The sequence below is a fragment of the Phytomonospora sp. NPDC050363 genome, assembly GCF_040655735.1.
GTDB lineage: Bacteria > Actinomycetota > Actinomycetes > Mycobacteriales > Micromonosporaceae > Phytomonospora.
Map to the genome: position 1 here is coordinate 272245 of NZ_JBFAKK010000004.1, position 26406 is coordinate 298650.

The window sequence follows — 26406 nt, forward strand, 5'->3', positions numbered from 1 at the left end:
GACAACATGACCGCCGCGAACCGGTACGAGATGTCCGGGTCCTACAAGGGCGTGTCGTACTCGATCGTGCTGGATTCGAACCTCCCGGATGACGAGTGTGACCCGGCTGATGACCTTGGAGGCAAGGTTCTCCAGGCCGTGAAGCGTGCGGTTGACGCTCAGGTGAAGGCGATGGAGCCAGTTCCTTTGGTCGCTGACACTCATTACTCGGTCGGGTTGCCCGCGTGCGGGATCCGTGAGTGCACATGGCACACAACGGACGTAAGTCGGGTGACGTGCCCAATCTGCCTTGAGTCGCTGTCTCCCGCCCGTGAGCGTGGCACCTATGTAGGAAACACCACTAGCCGTGAACAGGAGGGGCAGTGAGCTACGCGGAGACCCGTGACGCGGCTATGAACGCGACACTCGCAGCGATTGACGAGACGGTCACGGAGTACGTGACGTGGCACGGCAGTTGCGACAGCGCCACGTGGTACGCCGACGAACGCGGAGACGACCCCTCGGACGACGAAGAGGGGCCGTGGATTGCTCCGGAAGTTTGGGAGCAGGCGATTGCCCACCCACCTCTCGTGGAGTGGCCAGCAGGGACGACCATCCTCGGCCTCTGCCATGCCGTCCTCGACGCCGCTGACGGGCCGATCCCGGTCCTGGCGGAAGTGACGATCCGCAACAACCCCGGGCAGTTGGCCGAATGGTCGGCGACCGCGCGAGTCCCACTGGAGCACACGAACCGCGCACTGGACATCCCAGCGGGGAACCCGATCCGGCTTCGCGTCGCGCTCGGTGAGGAATCACTCATCGGTGAGGTGCACATGTGCGCATGGGAGTGCACTTCCGGGGACAGTCACGCCTTGCTCGAAATGCGGGCTGCTGGTCCTGTGGAGCGGATCCGTGCTGACCTGTCGATCTACGATGCACACGGGGTAGAGCCGCCCGAGGAAGCGCTGATCCCTCAGCGGCTACTGGACGGGATCGCCGCGAACAACTCAGCGGATGCACTTCGGGAGTACCACCGCCCCCGCATGGAACGGATCCAACAATTCGCGGTACAGGCCATGGTCGAGTGGGAGGCATCACTCCATGCGATGCAGGTCGCGATCAACACGACCTCCGGGCAGGTTCAGGCCGTTGGCCGCAGTGAATCCACAATCCACTCGTCTCGCCAGACTGCCCCCCTTGACCCGATGGCGGCGTGGCTGACCCACTACCACAGGCTCGTGGCGCACCTCGCCGACTGGGAACAGGCAGTCAACCGGGTCCGGGCACTCCTACCTCCACATGAGGCTGGGGAAGTCGAGCAGGTCGCCAACGACCATGAATGGACCCTGAGGCGGCTTGAGGAGGTCGCGGGCAGGCTCATGGAAGGCGAACCGTGGGGCCGTGTAACAGCCCGTGAGAGGGCTCTACAGGCCCGCCAGTCCCGCAACACGGGACCCACGGTTCGCCGGCGGAATCCCCGCAGGATCGACCCGAGAGGAACACGATGACTGACGTCCTGCACGTCTTCACCGGAGCCATGTGGGGAGTGACGGCCGCACTGCTGCCGTTCCTCGCCTACTTCCTGTACCGCATCTTCGAGGCCCCGCTTTCACGAGCCGGGCACTGGCTGTGGCTGCGGTACACGCCAGCGGGCCACAGAGAACAGGAACGCCGCGCAGAGCAAGAGGCCGCTTTCAGGGCTTGGTGTGAAACACCGGAAGCCGTCGAGGTTGCAAGGCGCATGGTTGAGGTCGGCCAGTCGTGGGGCGTCACGTGCGAGGAAGCCATGCGTAACGCTGAGGCAATGCACGAGGCACTGAAGAACCCTGTTGTGACCGCGATCCTCAACGTCCGCTCGCGGGAGACGCAGTGAGTATCAGGGGCGCCTTCAAGACGTGGTGGTCGGCTCAACTCGCAGACTGGGAAGACCGTCGACACCACGCGTTGATGGAAGAACTCGGGGACCTCCGTCTTGAGAAGCAGTTGACTCGGGAACAGGCTGACAACTACGTCGCCGACTGGTGCGTGAAGTGGCGGCCGTTCACGTTCCGGGCCGAGGAAGTGGACCGCTGGTCCCCGAACATTCATGACGTGATCGACAACCACAATGGACACGCCTAGCCATTCGGGGGGCACGGGCAGGTGCCCCCACCCTGAGGAGACAGCATGGATCCCCGTGAGTTCGAATTCAAATCGACGAAGCCCTTCGTGCCACTTCCGGGCGAGCGATGGTTGCCACTTCCCGGGTACGAAGAGACGTACAAGGTGTCGACCCATGGTCGAGTCTGGAGCCGTCCCCGGCGGCATACTCAGGGTGGTGTTCTTACGGTCAGGACTGGCATGCGTGGGTACACACTGGTGTCGCTGGTCCAGGAAGGTCGCCAGAAGACGCGTGAGGTGCATCGCCTTGTCGCCGCAGCGTTCCTTGGGCCGCGACCCGAGGGAATGGAAGTCAGACACCTCGACGGGGATAAGCAGAACCCGCACGTGTCCAATCTTGCGTACGGAACTCCGTCAGAGAACGCTAGAGACAAGCGTCGTCACGGAACTGACTACAACGTAGCCAAGACGCACTGCCGCAACGGGCATCCCTATGACGAGGCCAACACCTACAGAGTCGCATCGAAGCCGAACACGCGGATTTGCCGGACATGTAGGCGTGTCTGGTCGAAGCGATGATCGGTTTCAACCCAGAGTGGAGCCTGACATGATCTACCTGACTCTCACAGAGTTCAACCCGGGCGACCCGCTTTCCGACTACTCCGTGGAAGTCGACAAGGACGGGGTACTCGTCTACTCCGAATGCTGCGCTGACCGCATGTCCCTAGCAACAGCCCGTCTGCTGCATGAAGCACTCGGGAAGTACCTCACCGATCGGGACGGAGCCTGACATGACCTTCGGACGCGCTAGCCGTGAGGGATGCCAAGCCGCTCAAGACCGATGGAACACCTGCGGCGCTGAACACTCAGGCCGCCTAACCCCAGTCGCCCCCGACTCCACTGACGTCCACAAGGAATACTGCGCGGAGTGCCGCATTACCCACCATGTAGGAATCAGTGGGCACCGCTGGATCACGGAGGACCAATGACGACGTGCCAAGTGTGTCCCCTGTACGGCAGAGACGGCGACAAGGAAGCGAAGCCCTCACGACCGCCGGCGAACCGTTGTGACCCTGGCTGGCTGGTGTGCGGGTACTGCCACGGCCGCATCAACGGGCAGTTGAAGGAGATCCCGGACCTGTTCGCGCTCTTGGACGCGACACCGGGCTCCACTGTTGCTGGTGACCAGATCACCGGGTCACAAGAGATCTCCCTCGGTGTCCGTGTGAGCGTCCTGGACCTCATGACCGTCCCCGGGACAGGAACAGTCCACGACACGTACGGTGACCAGTCAGGCCACGTCCCCACTCTCGCGGTCCTCACGGCATGGGCCGACGACTGGCGAGAGATCCGAGGTGAGCACCGCCCCAAGGGCACGGTCTCGGACTTGTGCCGCTGGCTCGGCCTGAGGCTCGACTGGGCGTCCCAAACCCATCCCGCCATGTACGAGATGGCTGAAGACCTCAAGGGGCTCACAGGAGCGTTGTACGCCGCCACAGGGCATTCGAAGGCGCGGCCGGAACACAAACGCGGTGTCCCCTGCCCCCGCTGCGACCTGATGGTCCTCTACCGCGATGCAGGCGATGACTATGTGGAATGCAAAGAGGCCCATGACGGTTGCGGGAACCTGATGAACCCGGCCGAATACGAGCGTTGGGTGGGGCTGTACGCCACAGGACAGGCGGCATAGCTCCCACTCTTGCATTCCGAGTTGATCTCGTGTTACCTTTCTTCCGGTACCTCGTATCCAAAGCCGAAGCCCCAACCCTCACCGGGATTGGGGCTTTCGTCATACCCGGAGGTGGTCATTGGTTCCTCTCACCGTCTCCGAAGCAGCCGAAAGGCTCTGTGTGTCATCCAAGGTCGTGGGCATGTGGGCATCACGCGGATGGGAACCGGAACCGGGCGTGAAAGTCAAGCTCACCGTCGTTGACCGTAGGGGCAAGTACAAGGCCGCACGGTACTCGTGGACCGAGTTGACACAAGCGGAGAAAGATACCCGCAGGAAACGCAACAGGTGCCACAGGAAACCCCTCACGGACCTGGTGACGGCATGAGCAACAAGCCGGTCCGCACTGAATGCCCCACTATCCAAGAGGCGCTCACGAAAGCCGCTGTCCTCTTGGATGCGGCACAGGACGAAACGGACCGCCAGTTGATGGATCTCCTCCCGCAGATAGCGGACAGGTGGATCAACATCGCGGCCGTACTCCAACAGGGCAGTGACTAGCCGGCGTAAACCACTTCGTCGTCTTTCAACTCCTCCACCAACAACCGCGCGAGGTCAGTCCACTCCTCAAGCGACACAGACTTCTCCCGACACAGCGTCAGGCACTCCTCAAGGCTCCAGGTCTTGTCCCACCTGTACGGGTAGAACCACTGGCCTTCCCGCTTGAAAGCGCCAGCAGTGTTCATGCGCCGGTCGCTGTCGTGGATGACCTGCCCGTAACCGTGGTTGATGTCGAGGTCAGCTTTCACGCTCGGGAACGTTGAGCGTTTCGACCAGTCGCGCCACTGCATCCGCCATGCGTGTTCAACAGCGAGCTTGTTCGTGGTGATGGCGCGTACACCGAGGTTGAGGAACCCGATCGCGAGTCCTTCGCCGACGGTCTTGATTTGTTGATCTTTGTTGAGTCCGGGCATCCCTTGACGTTACGTCTTTTCTCGGCTGTCCCTGTTGGGCTGTTCGTTCAGTCCTCACATGCCCGCTCGGTCCGGTCTGGGAAGCGCTGGACCGAGCGTTTCACCTCGCTTCCCCGCTTCCAAGGAGAACCATGCAGTACCACACTCCCGACCTTCCTCCCGCGATCGACATCAAGGCCATCGTCGCGTTCCTCGAAGCTGTTGATATCCCTGTGAAGCACTTCCGGGGCATGTCAATCGGCTTCAAGACTGTGACGGTTGAAGTGGATGTCTTCGGCGACGATGGTCAGCCTGCCTACCGGACTGACTACGCGCACGTGACCCACCATGTGGAGATCCCCATCGCACGGAACGACGCGTGATGGACCCGAACGAGTTCGAAGCGATGATGGCCCGAGCCACCGCCGCCGGCGAACAGGCACAAGCCGACAAGCGAGCCGCGTGGATCGCTAAGCGTGACCGGCTCCGGAAGGACGCCGCCGCGATGCTGCACAACATCGGACTCACTCGCGAGCAGCGGTCAGAGCTCGCGGCCTGGCTGGATTTCCGTGCTGACTTCCTCGATGGGCAGTCGTACACGGGGATCCGGGACGCGGCCGAGTTCTTGCAGACCGGAGCCGACCGTGACTGACCACCTGTCCTGTCTCGCTGCCGCTGGTCTCACTGGACCTGATGCTGTGACGTCTCTCCGGGTCCTGCGTCAGCGCCTCACGTTCCCAACAGACATGGGTGCTGCCCTGCTGGGTGAACTCAACGTCGGTGGTGACGTGGACGAGATCCTGTCCGGCCTCAAGACGAAGCTGGCTGGGTTCACGCCGGAGCAGCGGTCCCGGGTCCTGTGGACCCTGTGCGGCAGTGACGCTGTCCGTGCCGCCTCAATCCTCCTGGTCGCGTGATGGACGTCCCTATCCACACGATGCCGTGCAACGACGTCGTGGATCACATCTCCTACGACACGTGCCTCTGCGGCCCCACGCCACAAGCAACGAAGCGGGACGACGACAGGGAAGTCAGAGAGAGGGAAGCCAAGCGCTGCCCCTTCTGCGCCACACCCGACTCGGCATGCCCCGTGCACCGGAGCGGTGATGGGTAGAGCAAGAGCATGGAGTGTCTGCACCGACTGCGGCACGGGTGTACCCCGGCCCGGTAGATGCATCGACTGCCGGCGCACACACGACAAGCAGCGAGGCACGGCAAGCGAACGCGGCTACACCAGCAGGGCACACAAGACGTTCAGGGCACGAGTACTCAGACCTGACCCACGTGGACCCCTCGCTCCTTGCGCCTGTCCACTAGACCACCACACCCATCCCGGTACCCCATGCCCCACCCCGCCCACAGTCGCCGACCACTGGCCACTGTCGAGGCGTCGACTAGTAGATCAAGGCATGGACCCCCACGACCCAACGCACGGACGCGCACTCTGCGCAAGCTGCCACGGTTACAGAACGTCAACAACAGAAGATCAAAAAGGCGGCTTCACCCAGCGTCACCGCAGGTCAGAGACTTAAGCCTTTCGAGAGAAGCCATCCGATCAAGGCCCTGACCGGGGGGGATAACCCTCCGTAGCCGGCAAGGCGGACCGCTGGGGAGCGGGATTTTTCTGCGTACGGATCCTCTGGACTTTCTGATCACCAATCCTCACTCTGTGTGACCCGCCGGAATGGCTGGTTCCACCACGCCGTAACGGTAGGAAGTGACTCGTCATGCCTCTTCACCCGAAAGACCCTTCGACGCGTCAGCGTCGCAACAAAACGAGCACGAACACTGTCCTGTCGATGGTTCACGACGTGGAGGCCCCCGAGTTGCCTGGGGATGTCGAGTGGCATCACCGGACTGTGGAGTGGTGGGCTGACGTGTGGGCGTCACCGATGGCCCCGGAGTACAACAACTCTGACCGTCACGGCCTGTTCCTGTTGGCTGCGTTGGTGGACCAGTTCTGGACGGCTCCGACGACTGCGCTGGCGGCTGAGATCAGGTTGCAGCGGCAGTGTTTCGGGTTGACGCCGATGGACAGGCGCCGGCTCCAGTGGGAGATCGAGCGGTCGGAGGACGCGCAGGAGAAGGGCCGGAAGCGGCGGACTGTTTCAGCTTCGAAGTCGAAACCGGCTGATGATCCTCGCGGGTTCCTGGCGGACGTTCCTCGCTTGAAAGCGGTGTAGCCGGTGGGCACCTTGATGGTGCCTCCGTATGACGAGGAGCCTTGGCCGACTCTTGGCCCGCAGGTGTGTGACTTCCTTGAGGACCGGTGTGTTCATGGCCCTGGGGACTTGAAGACGCGCCCGTACAAGTTGGACGCGGACAAGAAGGCTTTCTTGTACCGCATGTACGAGGTGTACCCGAGGGGTCATGCCCGTGAGGGGAAGCGGCGTTTCAAGCGTTGTGTTCTGAGTCTGCGGAAGGGTACTGCGAAGACTGAGCTTGCTGCGGCGATCGCGTTCGCGGAGTTGCACCCGGAGGGTCCTGTCCGTACGGATGGGTTCCGGAAAGAGCATGGGGTGTGGGTCCCGGTCGGTCGCCCTGTGACTGACCCGTACATCCCGATGGTCGCGTACACGGAGGAGCAGACGGAGGAGTTGGCGTACGCCGCTCTTCACATGATGTGTTCTGAGGGCGCTGACCCGGACTTGTTCGATATCGGCTTGGACCGGATTCTGCGGCTCGATGACCGGGGCCGGGCGGACGGTAAGGCTACTGCTCTCGCGTCGAGCCCGGATGCGCGTGATGGCGCCCGGACGACGTTCCAGCATGTTGATGAACCGCACCGTTGGGTGTTGCCGCGCCAGGTTGAGGCGCACGAGACGATGTTGCAGAACATCCCGAAGCGCCCGATCGCTGACCCGTGGACGTTCGAGACGTCCACTCCGGGGACACCGGGTGACGGGTCGGTGCAGGAGGCCTCCCATGAGGAGGCGGAGCAGATCGCGTCGGGGAAGGTCGTTGATGGGACGTACTTCTTCTTCCATCGTGAGGCGGCCCCGCGTGAGGGCGAGAACCTGGACGACCCGGAGCAGTTGAAGGCAGCGATCCGGGAAGCGAGTGGTCCCGCGATTGCTACGTGGGAGGACTTTGAGGGCCAGGTCGAGAACATCGCGTCCCTTCACCATCAGGCGAAGCGTCGCGGGAATGAAGCCTACTTTGAGCGGGTGTGGCTTGGTCGGCGGAAGCAGTCGGCTCGGCAGGCGTTCGATTCGGGGCGCTGGAAGGACTTGCAGCTTCTTGACTTCGTGGTTCCCAAGCTGGAGCCGGCGACGCTCGGGTTCGATGGTTCGAAGTGGTCTGATGCGACCGGTCTTGTGTTGACGACGATGGACGGTCACCAGTCGAAGTGGGCTGTGTGGGAGCACGACGGCACGGATGAGTGGGAAGTCGATGAGACACAGGTTGACTTGAAAGTCGCTGAGGCTTTCGATCACTACTCGATTGCTCGTCTCTACGGTGACCCGGCGTTCGGTTGGTCGAATGCTCTCGCCCGGTGGTCGTCGAAGCACGGCACGAAGAAAGTCTTCGAGTACTACACGGATTCGCGGAACACGCGCAGGATCGCGACAGCGGTCGGTGCGTACGCGGAGGCGATCCGGTCGGGTGCTGTGAGCCATGACGGGGATGAAGCGTTCGCGCGGCATATCGGTAAGGCGTGTCGCCGGGACGTGCGGCTCTTGGATGAGCATGCCCGTCCGTTGTGGACGATCGAGAAGGAACGTTCGGATTCCCCGTTCAAAATCGACCTCGCGATGTGCGGGGTTTTGTCGTGGCAGGCGTACCTGGATGCCATGAAAGCCAACGAATTCAAACGCCGTTCGTCGAGGGTGCTCGTCATCAGGTGAGGGAGGCATTGTGGCTCCCGAACCCGTGGACCAGCTCAAGTACCTACTGGACTGTCACAAGAAGGAACTGACGGACCTCAGGGAACTCAACGCCCACTACGAGGGCACGATGGACCTCTCCTACATTCACCCTGAACTGTTGGCGGAGTTGGATGACCGTCTCCAGCAGGTCGTCATCAACTGGCCCGAACTCGTGGTGGACAGTCTGGATGAGCGCTTGGACGTGGAGGGGTTCCGTCTCCGGGACGCCGCTGAGGCCGATGATGACCTGTGGGACATCTGGCAGTTCAACGACCTCGATGAGGTGTCCCAGCAGGGGCATGTTGACGCGCTGGTCATGAAGCGGGCGTTCACGATCACGGGCGCCAACGATGAAGTGGGTGGGCTGCCGTTGGTGACGGTGGAGTCCCCTCTCCAGGTGTACGCCGATTTCGATTCCCGGACTCGTGCTGTCACTTCCGCTGTGAAGACGTGGAAAGAGGACCAGCCTGAGGGACCGGCGATTGAGTACGCGTCCCTCTATCTCCCGAACGAAACGTCTTGGTGGTTGAGGAAGAACGGCCAGTGGGTTTTGAACCCGGACTTTGAGCCCGACATGCATGATCTGGGTGTGGTTCCGGTCGTCCCGATCGTGAACCGTCCGAGGTTGAAGTGCCCGGGTGGCAGGTCGGAACTCGCGTCGATCGTTCCGCTGTCGATGGCCGCGAACAAGATCGCGACGGACATGATGGTGTCTGCGGAGTTCCATGCCATGCCGCGCCGGTATGTGCTCGGAGCGGATGAGGCGGACTTCACTGACGAGCACAACCGGCCTGTGACGGGCTGGTCGAAGGTCGCCGGGCGCGTGTGGGCAATGCTGAAGGGCAAGAACGAGGGCGCCGAGGTTGGACAGTTCCCGGAAGCGAACCTCTCGAACTTCCACGAGACCCTGAATCAGTTGGCGCGAATTGTCGCGTCTCTGGGTGCCCTGCCGCCGCAGTTCCTTGGCTTCTCGACAGACAACCCCGCTAGCGCGGATGCGATCCGGTCGAGTGAGGCCAGGTTGGTGAAGCGCGCGGAGCGACGCCAGAGGGCGTTCGGTGGCGCGTGGGAGCGGACGATGCGCATTGCTCACCGCATTCAGACGAGCCGCTGGGATGACTCCCTGCACCGTCTGGAGACGCTGTGGCGGGATGCGTCGACTCCGACTGTCGCGCAGAAGGCTGACGCGTCGACGAAGCTTCACGCGGCTGGGATCGTCCCGACGGAGCAGACCCGTGAAGACCTTGGGTACACGTCGGTTCAGCGGGCCCGGATGCGGAAGATGGACGCCGCTGACGCTCGCCGCGCGATGGGCGAAGACGTCCCCGACGATGACGTGCTTCCGGGTGAGGTGCCTGTTGAATCTGCCGCCTGACGTCGCCGCGTACTACCAGGACATCAAGGCGGTCAACAAGCATGCCGCTGCGTTGATGCTGGGACTGTGGCGCCGGATCAGTCGTGCCGACATCGCGGGAACATGGCGGGATCTCCTACCTGACGTTCTCGCCCTGGTGGTCGCGGCGGAACTCGTTGCGGCCGAAGCGGCGGAACCGTACCTCACCGCCATGGTCGGTGCAGGTGACCGACAGGTGAACCCTGATGGGTTCATGGGGACCGTCGATGGGCGCCCGCTGGACACACTCATGACCCTTCCCGCCGTGGATGCCCTGCACCAGGTCGACGCGGGATTCCTCGCTGGGGCAGCGTTGCAGCAGTCCCAGTCTCAACTGCTGATGATCCTCGGAACAACAGTCACGGACTCCGCCCGTCAGGCCGTCGCGGCTGGCATGGGTGCACGCAGGCATGTCACGGGCTACTACCGGGCACTGTCTCCGCCGTCGTGCGGAAGGTGCGCCATCCTCGCGGGGAGGTGGTACAGGTGGTCCGCTGGTTTCAAGCGCCACCCCCACCCACTGCGACTGTGTGCACATTCCCGCCGTACAAGCCGATGACTCGCTCCTGTACAGCCCACGTCACGCATTCGAGTCAGGCCAGGTCAGGGGTGTCTCGAAAGCCGAGATAACGGCCGTGAAGCTCGGCGCTGACCCTTCGCAGGTCGTCAACTCCCGCCGGGGCATGTACACCGCTGGGGGCAGGAAGTACACCCGTACGGCCACGACACGCAGAGGTGTCGCCGGGGCACGCATGCTCGCCCGCGACGTGGACCGGCTCCTTGGCCGATCCACGACTGGGACGTACATGAACGTGACGTTCTCGCGCGAGAAGGCCGCCCGGTACAGCGAACTCCTCCGTAAAGGGCGGACGTTCACGCGCTCCGACGGGTCAACCGGGTCCTACCGGTTCGCGAAGTCCCGTCGCCCCACTGTGGAGCAGATCCTCGCCGGCTCGAAAGACCGGACAGAAGTGATCCGCCTCCTCACGAACTTCGGCTACGTCCTGTAGCCGGCTCGGCCGCAACGGCCGTGAACCCATCCCGCAACGGGAGACAACACATGTTCAAGCATCACTGGTTCGACCTTGGGCGCCACGACGATGACGAAACGCCTCCCGTGGAGGAACCCGAGGAGATCGAGACCCCTCCGGAGGAACCGGAGGAAGAGGCGAAACCGAAGCCGTCGGAGACCGTCGACTACTGGAAGCGCCGGGCTCGCGAGAACGAGCGCCGCGCGAAGGACAACGCCGATAAGGCCAAGCGCCTCGACGACATCGAGGCCGCCAACCAGACGGAGTCCGAGAAGCTCGAAGCCGCTCGCGACGCCGCCGAGAAGCGCGCCGAGCAGGCTCTTACCCGGGCGGTCACCGCTGAGGTGAAGGCACTCGCGTCGGGCTCGTTCGCTGACCCGAGCGATGCCGCCGAGTTCCTTGGTAGGGACACCTCGAAGTTCCTGTCCGCTGACGGGGATGTCGACACTGACGCGATCGGTGACGCCCTCGCCGATCTCCTGGAGCGCAAACCGCATTGGGCGAAGCCCACTGTGGAGGCCCCGAAACCGAAGACTCCCCGCCCGGACCCGTCACAAGGGCCCCGGGGGGAAGACAAGCCGGTTGATTTCCGTACCGCTGACTCCGCTGAGCTGAAAGCCGAACTGGACAAGTTCGGGGTGCGGCTGCGGTAGTGATCACCATCAACGCCGAACTCGGCGACGGGACATTCTCCCTCCAGGTGGACGGTCATGAAGGCCACGTCCTTGAGGGGCGTGTGTGTGCAGCGGTCTCAGCCATCACACAAACGGCGCTGCTCGGCCTCGAACACGTCGCTGGGCAGTACCCGGACCTAGTGTCCATCCACATCAAGGAGAAGTAATGACTATGACCGTACGGTCCTGGTTCCGGCTCGACCGCCACGACGTGCGGTCCACGGTCCCGGCCGCGATCCGCGCGATGCTCCAGAACGGCCTGCTCGACAGGGTGTTCCAGGAGGCGCTGCGGCCCGAGTTCATCTATCCCGCCATCGCTGACGCCGAGCCCTGGTCGGGTGGCCTCGGTGACACCAAGACCTTCACCCGCAAGGGCCTCCTCACTCCGGTGACGACCGCGATCACGGGTTCCGACCCGTCGGCCGCGACGTACGGCATCGAGCAGTGGTCCGTGACGATGGACCAGTACGCGAACTCCGTCGACACGAACATGCTGAATTCCTCGATGGCGCTGGCGTCGAAGTACATCGCCGATGTTCAGACTCTCGGCATCAACGCCGGCCAGTCCATCAACCGCATTGCCCGCAACGAGCTGTACCGGGCTTACGCGGGTGGCCGCACGTGGGTGACTGCTGCGGCGACCACGGACACGTCGATGATCGTCGAGTCCGTGAACGGGTTCACGCATGTCCTCGTCAATGGTGTCCCGACTCCTGTGTCGGCGTCGAACCCGCTCACGGTCAGCATCGAGGGTGTCGCGAACACTGTCACTGGTGTTGACACCGGCACGAACACGCTGACTCTCGGCACCACTCGTGTCGATGTCGCGGGTGACTACGTTGTGGCGGCGAACGCTCCGACCACGATCCGTGTCGCGGGCGACACCGCCTACGACCTGTCGGCGTCGAACGTCGTGAAGTTCTCGCACTTCCGGTCGGCGGTTACTCGTCTCCGGAAGATGAACGTCCCGACCGTCAACGGCTCCTACGTCGCGCACGTCGACCCTGACACCGAGGCGCAGCTGTTCTCCGACACGGAGTTCCAGGCCCTCTACCAGGGTCGCGGTGACTCGGACGTGTACCGGAACCTGTCGATCGGTGTGTTCGGTGGCATCGACTGGGTCCGCAACAACGAGGCCCCGACTCTCCTGGGCGGCTCGGCGGGAACGGTGACTGTTCACCGCCCGGTCGTGATGGGTGCGGGTGCGCTGATCGCGGCCCCGTTCGCGGACATGGGCACTCTCCTGGGCGGTACTGGTGTCCAGGATGTCCCGGAGATCTCGATGATCAATGTCGCGTCCGGTGTGGACGTCGCGATGATCGTTCGCCCCCCGAGCGACCGTCTCCAGCAGAACCTGTCCACGACTTGGTCGTGGGTGGGCGACTACGGTGTCCCGTCGGATTCCCTGGCGAACAACGACGCCGCTCTCTACAAGCGCGCTGTGGTCATCGAACACGGCTAAGACACGGCGGGCGGGGGCCTTCGGGTCCCCGCTCCCTTGGAGGATGACATGCGTGTTCGTGTAACCGAGACGTGCAGTACCTATTTCAACTACGGCGTTCATGTCCTCAAGGAGGGCGACGTCATCGAGGGTGGCTTGGCGGAATACCTCGCTGCCGGTGGCGGACCGGTCGAATGCCTCGACGCCCCCGAAGTCCCCGAGACACCGGAGGGACTTCCCGACGGGAGTGCCGATGATGTCCTGGCGTGGGTCGGTGAAGACCCCGACAGGGCTCTTGAGGCGCTACTGGCTGAGGAAGCGAAAGACAAGCCCCGCGTGACTCTGCTCGGGAAGCTCCGCAAGCTCATGGGTGACGAGTAACCGAGGGGGTTTCCATGGACCCCTTGGCGACGGCTGACGCCTTGAAGGAACGGCTCCAGCAGCCGGACATGGACGCGGATTTGGCGCTCCAGGCGGTGACCCACGCATCCGGGATGGTGCGTGGGGTAGCTAGGCAGACGTTCACGTTCGTGTCGCAGGAAACCGTGGACCTCGTGGGCAACACGAAAGTCCTGAAACTTCCTGAGCGGCCTGTGGTCGTCGATGGGGACAACCCGTTGACGGTCGTGGAACTCGGGGACTTCGGGGCACCCGACTTGACGGTCTTGGCCGGCAGGGACTTCGAACGGATCGGGTCGGAACTGACCCGTGGCCACCCCTACTACTTCTCTACGAGGCTCCGGTCGTGGCCGTGGGCTCGCGTCATGGGTGTGTGGACCCCGAGGGTTCAGGTCACGTACTCACATGGGTACGTGACGATTCCGGACGCGGTTCAGTCCATCACTCTCGATGTCGCTCAGGCGCTGGCGTCGAACCCTGAGGGGCTGCGCCAGGTCACGATCGACGACTACACCGAGATCCGTGCGACGGAGATGCTGGGTGCGGCGCAGGTGAACAACATCCTCGCTGCGGTGACGACTGCCGGCGTGCGTCGGGGGTCGGCGTTCAGTGTGAGGCTCGGATGAGTGCCTTGCTGGGGGCGTTGGCTCGTGGCCGTGCCAGGGCTGAGGCGTTGATGACGGACACGTGCCGGATTGAGCGTGCAACTGGTCCACGGGTCACGGGGCCCGATGGGCAGTCCACTCAACCGGTGGAAACCGTGTACGAGGGGAAGTGCCGTCTCCAGTCCCGTGGTGACTGGTCGGCTGAGCGGGACATTGGTGAAGCCGGGCTCGTGATGCTGCGGACGGAACTCCAGTTGCCTGCCGATGTGACGTTTAAAGTGAACGACATCGTGATGATCACGGCTAGTCCTACTCAACCCGCGAACGTCGGTTCCACATTCAGGATCCGAAGTGAATTCGTCAAAACCCACGGCACGATGCACAAGGGCATTCTGATCGACCCTGCTGGATAAACCCGGGCTGTCTCGGCCCTCTTCATGGAAGGAGCCGAGATGGCTCTTATTGCTGCCCAAATCCCGTCTATCGCGGGTACAGCGGTCACGATGGGCGCTGCTGCATCCGGGGACACATGCCCTGTCGGTGCGGGTCTGTGGCTACTGGTTCGCAATGGTGACGCGTCCCCGAAAACGGTCACTCTGACCACGCCCGGGAATGACGTGTTCGGGACAGCCGTCCCGGACAAGGAGTACACGATCGCTGCTGGCGCGATCGCGCTGATTCCCCTCCTCATCCAGTACCTCGATTCCGAAACGAACTCGGTGGCTCTCACCTGGTCGGCGACCACCAGTGTCACTCGGGCCGTCTTGAGGTTCTGATGCAGATCAGGGTCGAGTCGTCCGGTCTGCGGAAGTGGGAAGCGGACCTCGGCCGGTTCGAAGCACGCTTGGTTCCGAAGGTTCACGCGGTCGTCAAGAAAGCATCTGTGAACATCAAGAACGACTGGCGTGACACCTGGTTGGGGCACTCGTACATTAAGCCGTTGGCTAGGTCTGTGTCGTTCGACTTCGTGTCAAGTTTCACTTCGGTGAAGGTCGAGATCGGTCCCGATAAGGACCGCCCTCAGGGCGCGCTCGGGAACATCATCGAGTTCGGTGGCCCGAAGAACAAGCCGATCCCCGCTGGCTTGATGGCGCTCCGGAAGGAAACCCCGATTCTGCTCGCAGAGTTGGCGAAGGTCCAGGGGGAGGTACTGGATGGCAGATGACCCGCATGCGGAAGCAGCCATCGCCCTCCTGAAAGCACATCCGGACCTGGTCGTCTTCGATGATGAGGTTCCCGCGAGTCCACCATCGGCGTACGTGCGGGTCTATATCGGGATGCGTGAACTCGAACCGGATGACCCGAACTTCATTCCCGGTGAACAGTCCTGCTGGATCTACACGTACTGCGTCGCGAATACCGATGCAGGTGCGAGGCTGATCCGGAGTTTCGTCCGTGCCCAATTGAACGGTGTGAAACCTGTCGTGGCTGGGAAAACCTGCTGGCCGATCTACTGGGAAGACGGAAGCCCGGCTGGCAGGGATGAGTCACTGGGGTACCCGGTGATATCCCAGCGCGACGTGTGGTGTTTCAAGTCCGATGACTAGAACACATCCGTCTTCGGTGGCATGTCGATCCCCTCAGCTTCACAGGCTTTGTAGAGGCCAGGGAGGTTCACGCCGTGAATCGGGATGGGGTCGACGACACCCGGTAGGGCGTCAACGTCCCCGCCCCCTGTCCAGGTCGCATGAATGGCTGGGGTCGTTGCTTCAGACACCAACTGGCCTGCGGTGAGCTTCGCGAACGCGTCAGTCCTGGCCTTCGGGTCGTCTGGCGCGGCTTCATAAAGGTCCCCGTCGAGCCATTGGACTAGGAGTTCGCAAGCTACTCCGCCTGACTCGTCGCGGTCTTTCAACCGGTCGAGCGCTGAGGGCCAGAGAGCCCAAATCTGCAATCCGATGAGTAGGAGTCCCGCCGTGATTGCGGCGGTGATGACGAGTGGCCGGCGGGCGATCCGGTCGGGCGTGTCCATACCGCCTGAGGTTACGCCCGTTTCGGCTTGATCAGTAGGTCAAGGAGACCGCCATGGCCAAGGGCCGCGTGACTCTCCGCAACACGAATCCGGACGTAAAGGGCACATGGGAGTGCGCTGTGGACGCCGTTGACGCGTGGCGGAACAAAAACTGGGTCCCCGTCGGGGAGATCAGCGAACCGAGTGAGGAATCCGAGCCGGTTCCGGCTCGCACCAAGAGCCGAAAGGAATCGAGCTAATGTCTGACATTGTTGTCGATGGAACAGTCAAGGTGTGGTGGGTTCCCACCATCGCGAACATCGCGGCCCCGACTCTCGATGAGCTGGCGGCGGGGATTCCCCTGGAGACCATCCTGACCCGTGACGGGCTGATGGGTTTCAAGGCGGAAACGGCGGCGGTCGATAACACGTCGCTCGCGTCGAAGTTCGATACTGCCCTTGCGGGCATGGCGTCGTTCTCGGGTACTGGCCTGCGGCTGAAGAAGCAGACCGGTGGCGATACCCCGTACGCGACTCTCACACGAAACACGGAGGGCAATCTCGTCATCCGTCGCTCGATCGACGTGGCGACTGCCGCGATCGCGGCGCAGGAGGTTCAGGTGTACCCGTCGATCTGCGGTGAGACGTCGTGGATGGAGGCGGAGAAGAACACCACGGACCGCTACGAGGTGCCGCTGTTCATGGCCTCGGAGCCGGAGCTGCGGGCGGTGCTGGCCGCGTGACGAACCGCGCCGCTCGCCGGGCAGCTATCCCTGCCGCGCTCAAGAAGGCGAAGCTTCCCGAAACGAAACTGGAGTTGTGCCTCGCTCCTCACTTGGTGGAGGAGTACGACTCGATTCCTGAGTCCGACTCTCTCGCGGACCCGCACGCGGAGAAGCGCGCGGGCCTCCGCAAGGAGATCGAGGCGTCGATCCTGACCGTGAAGCTCCGGGCTCTGGGGGCGCGGAAGTATGACGCTCTCACTGCCGAGCATCCTCCGCGCACTGATGTCCTCCAGGACCGCGAGATGGGCATCAACGACCTGACGTTCAAGCCGGCGATCCTGCGGGCCTGCATGGTCGAACCTGTCCTCGATGACGAGGGCTTCGAGATGCTCTTGGACGTGATCACGTCCGAGGAGTGGGAACGGCTCCTGGTCACTGCGGTCCGGTTGAACCGGTATGGCGGGCAGGTCCCTTTCTCCAGAGGCGGCTAACGGAGTCGCCTTCGCTGCGCCTCAAGGTCGAGGCGGCGAGAGATTTGGGGATCAGCCTCAAACGCTTCAACGGCTGGGAACCGCAGACTCTCACGGAGTACGAGTACGACGACCAGGGCCGGATCCGGCACACGGTGACAACGATCGAACCTGAATGGGACGAGACCGAGCGGTCGTGGATTCTCGCGCATCACCTGTACCAGGGCGACATTTGCAGCGGGTGTGGTGGCCTGTGGTCAGAGACCACGGACCAAGCGAATGAGGACGCGTACTTGACGGACGCGATCCGCTGCCATTCCTGTACGGCCCGGTCGATCGCTCACGAGACTGCCACGAATGTCCATCACCCTTCCGCTGTGTTCCGGATCGTGAGGAGGGTCGATGGCGACTAGGACCGTCAAGACTGAACTCGAAGTCGACATTGGTGGGTCTTCGGCGCGGGTGAAGCTCCTCACGAAGAACGTGCAGGACTTCAGCAAGGAGTGGGTGAAGCTCAGCAAGTCGTCGAAGCTGAACGAGATCGAGAATGGCCTTCAGGCAATTGGTGTCGGGCTCGGCGTTGTTCTTGTCGCATCGGTCATGGCCGCCGCGAAGTACGAGCAGGCCGTAAGTAAGATGCAGGCCGCGACTCGGGCTACGTCTTCTCAGATGGACTCGTTGAAGGATGCGACTCTGGCGGCTGGGCGTGGCGGGATCTTCTCGGCGACGGAAGCGGCGCAGGCCGTCACGGAGTTGGGTAAGGCATCTTTGTCGGCTCAGCAGATCATTGAGGGTGGCCTGAAGGGTGCACTGGATTTGGCTGCGGCTGGTGAGATGGCTGTCGGTGAGGCCGCCGAGAACGCTGCCTCCGCTATGTCCATGTTCGGTCTTGAGGCTACGGCTGTACCGCATATCGCTGACTTGTTGGCAGCGGGTGCGGGCAAAGCCCAGGGTGAAGTGAAGGATATGGCGCAGGCGCTTAATCAGACTGGTCTGGTTGCGCATCAAACTGGCTTGTCCATTGAAGAGACCACGGGTGCTCTTGCCGCGTTCGCTAACTCGGGCATGATCGGTTCGGATGCGGGTACGTCGTTCAAGACCATGTTGATGCGTCTTTCCGGTCCGACGGCTGAAGCAGCGGAGAAGATGCGTTCTCTCGGTATTGACGCATATGACGCTCAGGGCAAGTTTGTGGGGCTCGCGAACTTCGCTGGCCAGCTGAAGTCCTCTCTGAGTGGCCTCAGCGCTGAGCAGCGCAACGCCGCTTTGACCACGATTTTCGGGGCCGACGCTGTTCGTGCTGCGAGTATCGTCTACGAGCAGGGCGCTGACGGTATTCAGTCCTGGATCGACAAGGTTAACGATTCGGGGTATGCCGCAGAGCAAGCGGCCCTCAAGAACGACAACCTCATGGGGGACTTGCAGAAACTGAAGGGCGCCCTGGAGGGTGCCCTTATCGGTTCAGGGTCGGGCCTGTCTGGCGCGCTTCGGGACATCACGAAGGCCCTCACGGGTGTTGTGAACTGGTTCGGGGCGCTTCCTCGCCCTGTGCAGACCACAATCACGTGGTTCATGGTCTTGTCGGGTGCCATCACCGGTTTGCTGCTTCTAACGGTCAAGCTTGTTCCAGCGTTCATTGCCACGAAAGCAGCGCTGCTCGGCATGGGCGCGATGGGCCAGTTTGCGGCGAAGGCGATGACGGCTCTCGGTGTCGCGATGCGGTTCACGATGGGCACGGTCGGTTTGATTGCCCTGATCGCTGGGGTCGAGCTTGTCTTGGCTGGGCTTCGTGACTCGTTCTTCCGGAACGATGGGGAGAAACCTCTCGCTCTGGAGATCGACGAAGTGTCGGCTGCCCTGCGGGGTTTCGCTACGTCCGGGGAACTGTCCGGGAAGGTCGGCGAACAGTACGGAGCCGATTTCGGGAAGCTCGCTGAGCGTGTCGCGTGGATCAGTGCCGAAGCGGAGAAGATCAAGGCGCAGGGTGCACCGAACATCGATTCATCGAACCTGGGGTATGTGTGGGAAGACGTCCCGGAGCAGGTGCTTACGACTGCTGACGCGCTGGAGAAGCTGACGGCTTCTGCGGGGCCGGCGGATGAGGCTTTTGCTCAGATGACACAGAACGGTTATGCGGGTCAAGCTGCGTCATCGTTTGCTGATCTGCGGGACAAGCTCATCGCGCTGGGGATGACGCAGGAGCAGGTTAACGCGGCGTTCCCGTTGTACTCGGCTGCTGTCCTGGCTGCGCAGAGCGCGAACACTGGGCTCGCGCAGGGCTTTGGGACTGTCGGGTCGAACGCGCAGACGATGGCGGGTTCCTTGACTGAGGCCATGAATCAGGGCCAGTCTCTCGTTGATGTCTTCGAGGCGTTGAATGGCGCGGCGACTGAGTTCGCTGGCGCGGAGATCGATGCTGAGCAGGCTGTGGATGACTTCCGGGAAGCCATTGAAGCCTCCAACGGGTCGATGGATGTGAACACGGAGAAGGGTCGCGAAGCGAAGCAGGGCCTCCTGGATGGGGCTGAAGCTGCGGCTGCGGCAGCGAATGCGAAGTACCTGGAGACCGGTTCGGTTCTCGACGCGACGAAGGTCTACGACGGCTACATCGGCCAACTCCGTAAGAGCATGCTCGACGCGGGCATGAATGAGACTGTTGTGGACAACCTGATCGAGACGTACGCGAAGATGCCGTCCTCGATCTTCGTGAACCTTGACACGAACGCTGATGGTGTCATTAACGATCTCGATAAGTTGATTCGCCGGTTCCAGATGATCCCTGAGTACAAGAACACGACGATCTATGTGAACGAGCAGTGGACGCGTTCGAAGCTGGGTGCTGATTTCGCTGACGGCGGGATGGTCGAGTTCTATGCGGGTGGCGGTATGCGCCGCGAGAACCATATTGCGCAGATCGCTCCTGCTGGGGCGTGGCGTGTGTGGGCTGAGGACGAAACCGGTGGTGAGGCGTATATTCCTTTGTCGCCGGCGAAGCGCGAGCGGTCCACTGAGATCTGGGCTGAGGTTGGTAAACGGTTCGGGATGAACACGGGCCCGACTGTGGTCCAGTCGGCTGGGACGACGATCAACGCGACGATCCAGGCGTACTCCGATAACTTCTCACTGAGTCAGGTCAAGGGTGAGTTCGCGAAGTGGGGTGTCGTCTGATGCCCCTCGCTGAGGAACAGGTCCAGGTCGGGTCTCTCCTGATGGGGCCCGGCACCCGCTATGAGGTGCTGAACACGTTCAATCCGTGGGTCCGGAATGCCCGTACGCCAGCGACTGGTGAACGGTCGTGGGCGCACGGTTCTTGGTCTGGTGCGGAGTGGGCGGCGGAGGCCGTGGTTCCGATCCCTGTGATGGTGCGGGGTTCGTCGAACACGGTTGCTGGGTGGTTGGAGTGTCATCAGACTCTGGCTGCTGCGTTTGCTGCGGTGGGGACTGGTGGGGATGTTGAGCTGCGGTGGTGTCTGGGTGGGCGTGAGTACGTCATGTTCGGGCGTCCTCGGATGGCTGATCCTGACCCGGTGACTATCGGACTGGGGTTCGCCCGGACGCAGTGCGCGTTTGTGTGTCCTGACCCGTTGATCTATGCGGGTGATGAGACGGTGGTTGGTCCGATTACACCCCCGTCGTGGGTGGGTGGCTGGTCGCTGCCGTTCACGTTCCCGTTCGTGATCGGGTCGAGCCTCACTGGTGGTGAAGCGGACCTTGTCAATGAGGGCACCGTTGAGGCGGGTTTGCGTTTCCGTATCGATGGCCCCTGCAAGGACCCTTCTGTCACTGTGACACAAGGCGATTCGGTGCGGACGTTGACTGTCTCGACGACTGTCGCCAGTGGTGACTGGCTCGATATCGACACCGCTGCCCGGACCGTGTACTACAACGGTGAGGCGAATCAGCGGGGCTACATGTACGGGGATTGGCCGCTGGCTCCGGTGGGGACGAGTGTTGTCCGGTACCGGTGCTCTGAGGGTGTCGGTTCTTTGACGGTGACTTTCCGTTCCGCTTGGTGGTAGACCCACCTCTTTTCCTTTCTTAACCCATTACCCCTTGGCTGGGGCTATTTGTCGTGGAGTGGTGATGGCTGCAACTGACCCCCTTGGTGTCGCGTCGGCTTCTTTGGATCCGTCCGAGTGGTGCCGGAACATGTCGAACTTCTTCCCCCAGGGCGGCACGAACGCTTGGGGTGCAAGGAGTGGCATTCACCCGGGCGGTGGGGATCGTGTCACGAACACGGGCATGACCGTGAACGTCCTCGACTACAAAGGAATCGTTCACGCTCCGATCACTTCCACGGTGGGCGTGAAACTGTTCTACGGGACGGCTCAGGCTTTCGTGGTTCCCACTGCGCACGCTTCGCTGACTCGCGTCGACAAGGTCTATGCGAGGGTGTGGGACACCGACATTGACGGTGATGGCCTGTACAAGGCCGACACTGTCTATCTCACGGGGACAGCGGGGTCGGGTGCGCCTTCGCTGCCTGCCTCGAAGCTCGTTGTGCAGATGGCGACGATCACTCTCACGGGCGGGTCGACGTCGCCGACTGTCGTGTATGACGCGCCGATGTCGTCGCTGCATTCGGGAATCCTCCCTGGGCGCACGGCGTCGGAGTTCCCGACTCTTGGTCTCTATGAGGGCATGTACGCCGATGATGCCGCGCTGAACAAGTTGATGCGCTACTCGGGTTCGGCGTGGGAGGAAATCGCGCGCGTCCCGACTGTGGTGACGGGTGGCTATACGGCCGCGACGGGTTGGTCTACTTCTGCCTTGTCGGCGGTGGTGACTACTGGCCCGATCGTGACTGGTGTCTTGAGCATGAACCGGACGGGTGGGGACTTGACGTATGCGTCGGGTAACGTCTCCCCGGACCTCGCGGTCGCGACTCTTCCCGCTTCTTTGTTCCCGTTGTCTACCGCGTACGCGTCTTGCGGTAACGGTGACGGGTTCGGGGAATGCTCGATCTCCACTGCGGGTGTTGTGTCGCTGCGGTCTTGGGCGCCTACGAACTCTCTCACGTCCGCGAATGCTGCGCTTCGTATTGTCTTGTCGTATAGGGCTGCGGCGTGACGGTCACGTACTCGATGGTCGGTGCGGTCACTCAGGAGGCCGCTGAGGTCCGCGCGAAGATCACGGGCACCAGTGCTCGTCTGGCGGTCGACACGGACCCGACGTTCAGCTCCCCGACGTACACGGCTGCGGTGACTCCGACGACGGACGGGATCGTTGTCCTCCCCGTCAATGGCCTTCTTCCTGACACCCAGTACTACTGGGATGTTGAGGACACTGGGGTCCTGTCGGTGTCGTGGCGGGGCGCTTTCCGCACGTTCCCCACGGTCGGGTCGGAGGCGTCTTTCAGCTTCGCGGTGAGCAGTTGCGCCGGCCAGACTGGTGCGACTTCACCGGGTGAAGTCGTCACCTCGCAGCAGTCCAACCATAAGGTCTTCTCCGCGATCCGCACGTCGGGTGTGTTGTGGTTTTCGCACATCGGTGACAAGGACTACCGCAACTACGCCACGAACAGTGTCGCGAACTTCCGTACGGGATGGAACGACACCCTCACATACAACGGCCTCGGATCCGGGTCCCTCCAGGGGACGCTGTACCGGAACATCCCGTGGACGTACGTGTGGGACGACCACGATTTCGGTGGCGACAACTCCGACCGGACAGCCGCGTCGAATGCTGCCGTGAACCAGGTCTACCGCGAACGCATGCCCTCCTACGAGCTGCCTTCGTCTGGTGTGTACCAGTCGTGGCAGGTCGGCCGTGTCCAGGTGATCCAGTGGGACACCCGAACGTTCCGGGACCCCAATAGTGAGCCTGACATTGAGGGTCACACGATGTTGGGGCAGGTCCAGTTGGACTGGACACAGCAGATCCTCACCAGCAGCACGGCGGAGTTTTTGATCATCCTGAACCCCACGCCGTGGCTGGGCACCTCGAACGACAAGTGGGGCGGGTTCTCGCTCGAACGTGACCAGCTAATCGAGATGTTCGACAGCACTGGCTGGTCCGACCGGATGATTATGGTCTGTGGTGACCGGCACGCCCTCGCTATCGACAGTGGTGTGAACAATCCGGGCGGGTTCCCGACCATGTTGGCTGGTGCTCTCGACAGCTACAGCAACGTGGTTGACCGCCAGTACGACCGGGGTTTCTCGCCTGGTCGCGGCCGGTGGATGAAGGTCGACGTCACCGATCTGGGTGACCAGATCTCGATCACCACCACAGGCATGATCACGACGTCCGTCGGGTCGTCGTACACCACGTCATCGTGGAACTCGTACACGACCACGGTCGTGGTCGAGCAGGACCCCGGACCCGCACCTCCAGCACCTAGTGAGGCACGGCTCCAGTCTCGTGTCACGTGGCTGGCGGTGAACCTCGCGACCCGCGAGATCGTTGACGAACTCCCTGACCTGATGGGGTCGATTTCCCGGACCTTGGGCGAGTACACGTCATCGAGCCTCACGACTCCACTGGTCACATCTGGTCCCGCGTCGCGCAGGAACATTCTCGGGTCAACGTCGCTCGCGAACGTCGCGATCGTGGCGATCGTCAACGACAGACCCACGTGGGCCGGGACGATCCTGTCTCGCCAGTACGGGACACAAGGGACCTTGGAGCTCGGCGTTGCGACGCTTGAGGGCTACCTCGAACGCCGGATCGTGGGGCAACTTGGCCCGTACACGAACGTGGATGAATCCTCGGTGATCGCCCGGAACTTGTTGCTTCAAGCGGGCGACAAGCTCGGCGTGGGCATCGGGATCGGGATGCTCATTGATGCCCCACCCACAGGGACTCTCCGGTCTATCGAGTACAAGCTGACCGACCGGAAATCCGTGTACGACTGTCTCACGGAGCTTATGGACCTCGACGATGGCCCTGAGTGGACTGTCGACCTGGAGTGGACATCGTCTCGGATGACGTCGCTGGAGTGGATCGGGCGTGTCAGGAAGCGACTTGGTGAAGCCTCCGTGACACCGCACTCTGTTTTCGAGATCACCGCACCATCAGTGTTCTCGGCGCAGGGAACATCGGATGCGTCGTACCAGATTCGGGAGGACTTCACCTCCGAGCATGGCGCGAACTATGTTGTCGCCTACTCCTCAGGCCAGGACGATGCACAACCCGCGTCGTCCCCGGTGTGGGACACCGAAACGCTTGGCCAGGGTCGGCCGATTTTCGAACGGCATTTCCAGCCGGCGACTGACATTCGCGTGAAAGCAGTCCTCGACTCCTACGCGACTGCGGAACTCGCACGGTCCCGTCAGGGTGCCGTGTCGGTGGACATCAAAGCCCGCTGGGACGCGTTTCCTCGCATCAACCTGGACTGGGGTTTGGGTGATGACGTGGGCTACGACCTGACCGGTCACGGGCACCCGAACGGCATCAAGGGGCAAGGGCGTTTGATCTCGTGGGACTTGGATCTGCTCGCTGGCACGATCTCGCTGATCCTGGAGGGCCGAGATGGGTAAGTTCGCTCGCCACCAGCCGAGAGGGAACGTGTCCCGAGATATCCAACGCGTCGCGAAACGCACGAAGCTTGAAGGCACAGCGCGCTCCCTGGCAGCCTCCACCATTGGTGAAGGCGGTATCACCCTCAATGACGGTACTGACATCAGGGTCAAGGACGGCGGATCGGTTCGGGTGGATCACCCGAACGGCAACAGCAGTGTTTTCATCGGCCGGTTGTTGTCGTCGACCACGGATGATGTGACGGGTCGCGGGATCCTCGTTGAGACGTCCGACGGGCGGGATGTTCTCGCGGCTCAGGAAAACGCTGACGGTAACGGCCAGATCCGGTTTGGGTCGCCCAGCGATCCCTTGCACGCGACGTGGGTGTACTCGGCTGGGATCGTCCTCGATGCTGAGGCGTACGGGTCGGCGACGTACATCACGCATGGCACGACGTCGAACCCGGCGTCTTGTGTGATCGAAACGAACGGGCAGATTCGACGCTCCACTTCGGCGTCGAAGTACAAGCAGGACGTCGAGGCGCCGGATTTGGATTCTCTCGCGGATGCGGCGTTGAGGCTGCGTCCCCGGAAGTGGCGTGACCGGGCCGAGGTCGCTGAGAACCCGGACACGACACGTCGCTATCTCGGCTTCATTGCTGAGGAGGTGTCCGAGGACGGGTTGGACATTCTGGTTACCCGCGACGCTGAGTCTGGTGAGGCTGAGGGTTTGGCGTATGGCCAGATCTCGGCGCCGATTGTGGCTCTTGTGCAGCGTCAGCAGCGGCAGATCGCTGATCTCACGGCTCGACTCGAAGCATTGGAGGCCAGCGCATGACGTTCGCACCTGAACCGCTGCTAGCGGCCCGGAAGTACATCATCGCGGCCCTGGGCGTCCCGGGTGCCGGGGTGGGGATCGTCGGCGACTCAGCTCACTGGGGCGGCTACCACTGCGGCAGGGACCGGACTGTGTCTGGTGACTACTCAGTGGTGGAGTCCAGTAGGGACCGGGGTCCGACGCTCGCTGCGGCTGCCCTGGATGTCGGGTCGTTCTCGAAGACCATCGGCGGCGAGAAGCGGGACCTGAAGCACTTCTCAGCGTGGCTGGTGGAGCAGTGCAAGGCAGGGGCACCGGACACGCGGGATATCCGGGAGGTCATCTACTCCCCGGACGGACGGAGCGTGAAGCGCTGGGACCGGTTGGGCCGGCGAAACTCCGGCGACGACTCGCACAGGTACCACACCCACATCAGCTACTTCCGGGACTCGGAGTCTCGGGACAAGGTCGGCCTCTTCAAGAGGTACGTCGAAGGAGAGGAAGACGAAACAATGGCTGGGTTCTTCGATGTCGATGACATGCCGAACCGCCCGTGGCGCGGGGACTTCAAGTCCAACAAGACTGTTCACCGGTCGTTCGGGTTCGGTGCCATGTGGGACGGGATCCACAACCTAGAGGTAGAGGCGGCCGCCGCGAAAGCGCGGGACGTCGCGATCCTCCAGGCCGTCGCTGGTGACGTGGACTCCGCTGCGATTCTGGCTCGGATCGATGAACTTGCTGCGGCTCATGCCGCTGACCTCGCGGACATGCGGGAGTGGCTGCGTGAACTCGTGTCGGGTGAGGTCACGGCTGATGAGGTCGTGGCCGTGATCCGGGAGCGCCTGGACAGCAACGGCCAGTAGGGGGCGAT

34 protein-coding genes are annotated in these 26406 nt (G+C 62.5%); 31 read left to right on the forward strand and 3 right to left on the reverse strand.

What is annotated here, in order from left to right; all coding sequences use genetic code 11:
- Positions 1-6 precede the first annotated feature (6 nt).
- The 7 genes from AB0I28_RS12500 to AB0I28_RS12530 all read left to right on the forward strand — a co-directional run bounded on the left by AB0I28_RS12500 (position 7) and on the right by AB0I28_RS12530 (position 3769).
- Complete coding sequence (locus AB0I28_RS12500; protein ID WP_357492531.1) at positions 7-366, forward strand: hypothetical protein; 360 nt, start codon at positions 7-9, stop codon at positions 364-366.
- On the forward strand, positions 363-1487 hold the full coding sequence (locus AB0I28_RS12505) for a hypothetical protein (RefSeq protein ID WP_357492533.1): 1125 nt from the start codon (positions 363-365) through the stop codon (positions 1485-1487). The genes AB0I28_RS12500 and AB0I28_RS12505 overlap by 4 nt, the downstream gene beginning before the upstream one ends.
- Positions 1484-1852 carry a hypothetical protein gene (locus AB0I28_RS12510; RefSeq protein WP_357492535.1) on the forward strand — a complete coding sequence of 123 codons (369 nt, stop codon included), beginning with the start codon at positions 1484-1486 and terminating at the stop codon, positions 1850-1852. Before AB0I28_RS12505 ends, AB0I28_RS12510 begins: the two co-directional genes overlap by 4 nt.
- 74 nt (positions 1853-1926) lie before the next feature.
- Entirely contained in the window at positions 1927-2100 is a 174-nt protein-coding gene (locus tag AB0I28_RS12515) for a hypothetical protein (RefSeq protein WP_357492537.1), read from the forward strand.
- Positions 2101-2145: 45 nt separating this feature from the next.
- On the forward strand, positions 2146-2658 hold the full coding sequence (locus AB0I28_RS12520) for an NUMOD4 motif-containing HNH endonuclease (protein WP_357492539.1): 513 nt from the start codon (positions 2146-2148) through the stop codon (positions 2656-2658).
- A 28-nt stretch (positions 2659-2686) separates the two neighbouring features.
- A complete protein-coding gene (locus AB0I28_RS12525; RefSeq protein ID WP_357492541.1) occupies positions 2687-2869 on the forward strand; it encodes a hypothetical protein in 183 nt (60 codons plus the stop codon).
- Positions 2870-3199: 330 nt separating this feature from the next.
- Positions 3200-3769, forward strand: coding sequence for a hypothetical protein (locus AB0I28_RS12530; protein ID WP_357492543.1), 570 nt, complete (start codon positions 3200-3202; stop codon positions 3767-3769).
- Positions 3770-4305: 536 nt separating this feature from the next.
- Here the strand turns inward: AB0I28_RS12530 and AB0I28_RS12535 are convergent.
- Positions 4306-4722: a hypothetical protein gene (locus tag AB0I28_RS12535; RefSeq protein ID WP_357492545.1), complete on the reverse strand. Its 417-nt coding sequence runs from the start codon at positions 4720-4722 to the stop codon at positions 4306-4308.
- Between the two features lie 131 nt (positions 4723-4853).
- Here AB0I28_RS12535 and AB0I28_RS12540 point away from each other — a divergent pair, with 131 nt between their 5' ends.
- The 6 genes from AB0I28_RS12540 (at position 4854) to AB0I28_RS12565 (ending at position 9945) form a co-directional block, all read left to right on the forward strand.
- The gene (locus tag AB0I28_RS12540) at positions 4854-5084 is read left to right on the forward strand and encodes a hypothetical protein (RefSeq protein ID WP_357492547.1); all 231 of its coding nucleotides are present in this window, start codon (positions 4854-4856) and stop codon (positions 5082-5084) included.
- Positions 5084-5353, forward strand: a complete 270-nt coding sequence (locus tag AB0I28_RS12545; protein ID WP_357492549.1) for a hypothetical protein — start codon at positions 5084-5086, stop codon at positions 5351-5353. The genes AB0I28_RS12540 and AB0I28_RS12545 overlap by 1 nt, the downstream gene beginning before the upstream one ends.
- A 94-nt stretch (positions 5354-5447) precedes the next feature.
- The gene (locus AB0I28_RS12550) at positions 5448-5618 is read left to right on the forward strand and encodes a hypothetical protein (protein ID WP_357492551.1); all 171 of its coding nucleotides are present in this window, start codon (positions 5448-5450) and stop codon (positions 5616-5618) included.
- Between the two features lie 882 nt (positions 5619-6500).
- The gene (locus AB0I28_RS12555; protein WP_357492553.1) at positions 6501-6884 is read left to right on the forward strand and encodes a hypothetical protein; all 384 of its coding nucleotides are present in this window, start codon (positions 6501-6503) and stop codon (positions 6882-6884) included.
- 162 nt (positions 6885-7046) lie between these two features.
- On the forward strand, positions 7047-8549 hold the full coding sequence (locus AB0I28_RS12560) for a hypothetical protein (protein WP_357492555.1): 1503 nt from the start codon (positions 7047-7049) through the stop codon (positions 8547-8549).
- Positions 8550-8574: 25 nt separating this feature from the next.
- Positions 8575-9945 (forward strand): phage portal protein, encoded by a 1371-nt coding sequence (locus AB0I28_RS12565; protein ID WP_357492556.1) that lies wholly within the window; start codon positions 8575-8577, stop codon positions 9943-9945.
- Positions 9946-10060: 115 nt separating this feature from the next.
- Here the strand turns inward: AB0I28_RS12565 and AB0I28_RS12570 are convergent, their stop codons facing one another.
- Entirely contained in the window at positions 10061-10297 is a 237-nt protein-coding gene (locus tag AB0I28_RS12570; protein ID WP_357492558.1) for a hypothetical protein, read from the reverse strand.
- A 196-nt stretch (positions 10298-10493) separates the two neighbouring features.
- On the opposite strand from AB0I28_RS12570, the gene AB0I28_RS12575 reads away from it, so the two are divergent.
- Genes AB0I28_RS12575 through AB0I28_RS12620 form a run of 10 tightly spaced genes read left to right on the forward strand, consistent with a single transcriptional unit; the run spans position 10494 to position 15660 of the window.
- The gene (locus AB0I28_RS12575; RefSeq protein ID WP_357492560.1) at positions 10494-10973 is read left to right on the forward strand and encodes a hypothetical protein; all 480 of its coding nucleotides are present in this window, start codon (positions 10494-10496) and stop codon (positions 10971-10973) included.
- Between the two features lie 50 nt (positions 10974-11023).
- The gene (locus tag AB0I28_RS12580) at positions 11024-11647 is read left to right on the forward strand and encodes a hypothetical protein (protein WP_357492562.1); all 624 of its coding nucleotides are present in this window, start codon (positions 11024-11026) and stop codon (positions 11645-11647) included.
- Positions 11647-11835, forward strand: a complete 189-nt coding sequence (locus AB0I28_RS12585) for a ribosomal-processing cysteine protease Prp (RefSeq protein WP_357492564.1) — start codon at positions 11647-11649, stop codon at positions 11833-11835. Before AB0I28_RS12580 ends, AB0I28_RS12585 begins: the two co-directional genes overlap by 1 nt.
- The gene (locus AB0I28_RS12590; protein ID WP_357492566.1) at positions 11835-13130 is read left to right on the forward strand and encodes a hypothetical protein; all 1296 of its coding nucleotides are present in this window, start codon (positions 11835-11837) and stop codon (positions 13128-13130) included. The genes AB0I28_RS12585 and AB0I28_RS12590 overlap by 1 nt, the downstream gene beginning before the upstream one ends.
- 48 nt (positions 13131-13178) lie before the next feature.
- Positions 13179-13490 (forward strand): hypothetical protein, encoded by a 312-nt coding sequence (locus tag AB0I28_RS12595; protein ID WP_357492568.1) that lies wholly within the window; start codon positions 13179-13181, stop codon positions 13488-13490.
- Positions 13491-13504: 14 nt separating this feature from the next.
- A complete protein-coding gene (locus AB0I28_RS12600; RefSeq protein ID WP_357492570.1) occupies positions 13505-14134 on the forward strand; it encodes a hypothetical protein in 630 nt (209 codons plus the stop codon).
- Positions 14131-14526 (forward strand): DUF6093 family protein, encoded by a 396-nt coding sequence (locus AB0I28_RS12605; protein ID WP_357492572.1) that lies wholly within the window; start codon positions 14131-14133, stop codon positions 14524-14526. Before AB0I28_RS12600 ends, AB0I28_RS12605 begins: the two co-directional genes overlap by 4 nt.
- Before the next feature lie 39 nt (positions 14527-14565).
- Positions 14566-14889: a hypothetical protein gene (locus tag AB0I28_RS12610; RefSeq protein ID WP_357492574.1), complete on the forward strand. Its 324-nt coding sequence runs from the start codon at positions 14566-14568 to the stop codon at positions 14887-14889.
- Positions 14889-15278 carry a hypothetical protein gene (locus AB0I28_RS12615; RefSeq protein ID WP_357492575.1) on the forward strand — a complete coding sequence of 130 codons (390 nt, stop codon included), beginning with the start codon at positions 14889-14891 and terminating at the stop codon, positions 15276-15278. Before AB0I28_RS12610 ends, AB0I28_RS12615 begins: the two co-directional genes overlap by 1 nt.
- The gene (locus AB0I28_RS12620) at positions 15268-15660 is read left to right on the forward strand and encodes a hypothetical protein (protein ID WP_357492577.1); all 393 of its coding nucleotides are present in this window, start codon (positions 15268-15270) and stop codon (positions 15658-15660) included. The genes AB0I28_RS12615 and AB0I28_RS12620 overlap by 11 nt, the downstream gene beginning before the upstream one ends.
- On the opposite strand, the gene AB0I28_RS12625 is transcribed toward AB0I28_RS12620, so the two are convergent.
- Positions 15657-16085 carry a hypothetical protein gene (locus tag AB0I28_RS12625; RefSeq protein WP_357492579.1) on the reverse strand — a complete coding sequence of 143 codons (429 nt, stop codon included), beginning with the start codon at positions 16083-16085 and terminating at the stop codon, positions 15657-15659. The two genes, AB0I28_RS12620 and AB0I28_RS12625, sit on opposite strands and share 4 nt — an antisense overlap.
- Positions 16086-16323: 238 nt before the next feature.
- Here AB0I28_RS12625 and AB0I28_RS12630 point away from each other — a divergent pair, with 238 nt between their 5' ends.
- The 8 genes from AB0I28_RS12630 (at position 16324) to AB0I28_RS12665 (ending at position 26398) form a co-directional block, all read left to right on the forward strand.
- Positions 16324-16806: a hypothetical protein gene (locus AB0I28_RS12630; protein WP_357492581.1), complete on the forward strand. Its 483-nt coding sequence runs from the start codon at positions 16324-16326 to the stop codon at positions 16804-16806.
- A complete protein-coding gene (locus AB0I28_RS12635) occupies positions 16803-17279 on the forward strand; it encodes a hypothetical protein (protein ID WP_357492583.1) in 477 nt (158 codons plus the stop codon). Before AB0I28_RS12630 ends, AB0I28_RS12635 begins: the two co-directional genes overlap by 4 nt.
- 381 nt (positions 17280-17660) lie before the next feature.
- Positions 17661-20426 carry a phage tail tape measure protein gene (locus tag AB0I28_RS12640; protein WP_357492585.1) on the forward strand — a complete coding sequence of 922 codons (2766 nt, stop codon included), beginning with the start codon at positions 17661-17663 and terminating at the stop codon, positions 20424-20426.
- Between the two features lie 359 nt (positions 20427-20785).
- Entirely contained in the window at positions 20786-21277 is a 492-nt protein-coding gene (locus tag AB0I28_RS12645) for a hypothetical protein (protein ID WP_357492587.1), read from the forward strand.
- 130 nt (positions 21278-21407) lie between these two features.
- Complete coding sequence (locus tag AB0I28_RS12650; protein WP_357492589.1) at positions 21408-22328, forward strand: hypothetical protein; 921 nt, start codon at positions 21408-21410, stop codon at positions 22326-22328.
- Positions 22325-24739: an alkaline phosphatase D family protein gene (locus AB0I28_RS12655; protein WP_357492591.1), complete on the forward strand. Its 2415-nt coding sequence runs from the start codon at positions 22325-22327 to the stop codon at positions 24737-24739. Before AB0I28_RS12650 ends, AB0I28_RS12655 begins: the two co-directional genes overlap by 4 nt.
- On the forward strand, positions 24732-25556 hold the full coding sequence (locus AB0I28_RS12660; protein WP_357492593.1) for a tail fiber domain-containing protein: 825 nt from the start codon (positions 24732-24734) through the stop codon (positions 25554-25556). The genes AB0I28_RS12655 and AB0I28_RS12660 overlap by 8 nt, the downstream gene beginning before the upstream one ends.
- Complete coding sequence (locus tag AB0I28_RS12665; protein WP_357492595.1) at positions 25553-26398, forward strand: hypothetical protein; 846 nt, start codon at positions 25553-25555, stop codon at positions 26396-26398. The genes AB0I28_RS12660 and AB0I28_RS12665 overlap by 4 nt, the downstream gene beginning before the upstream one ends.
- Positions 26399-26406: the final 8 nt, after the last annotated feature.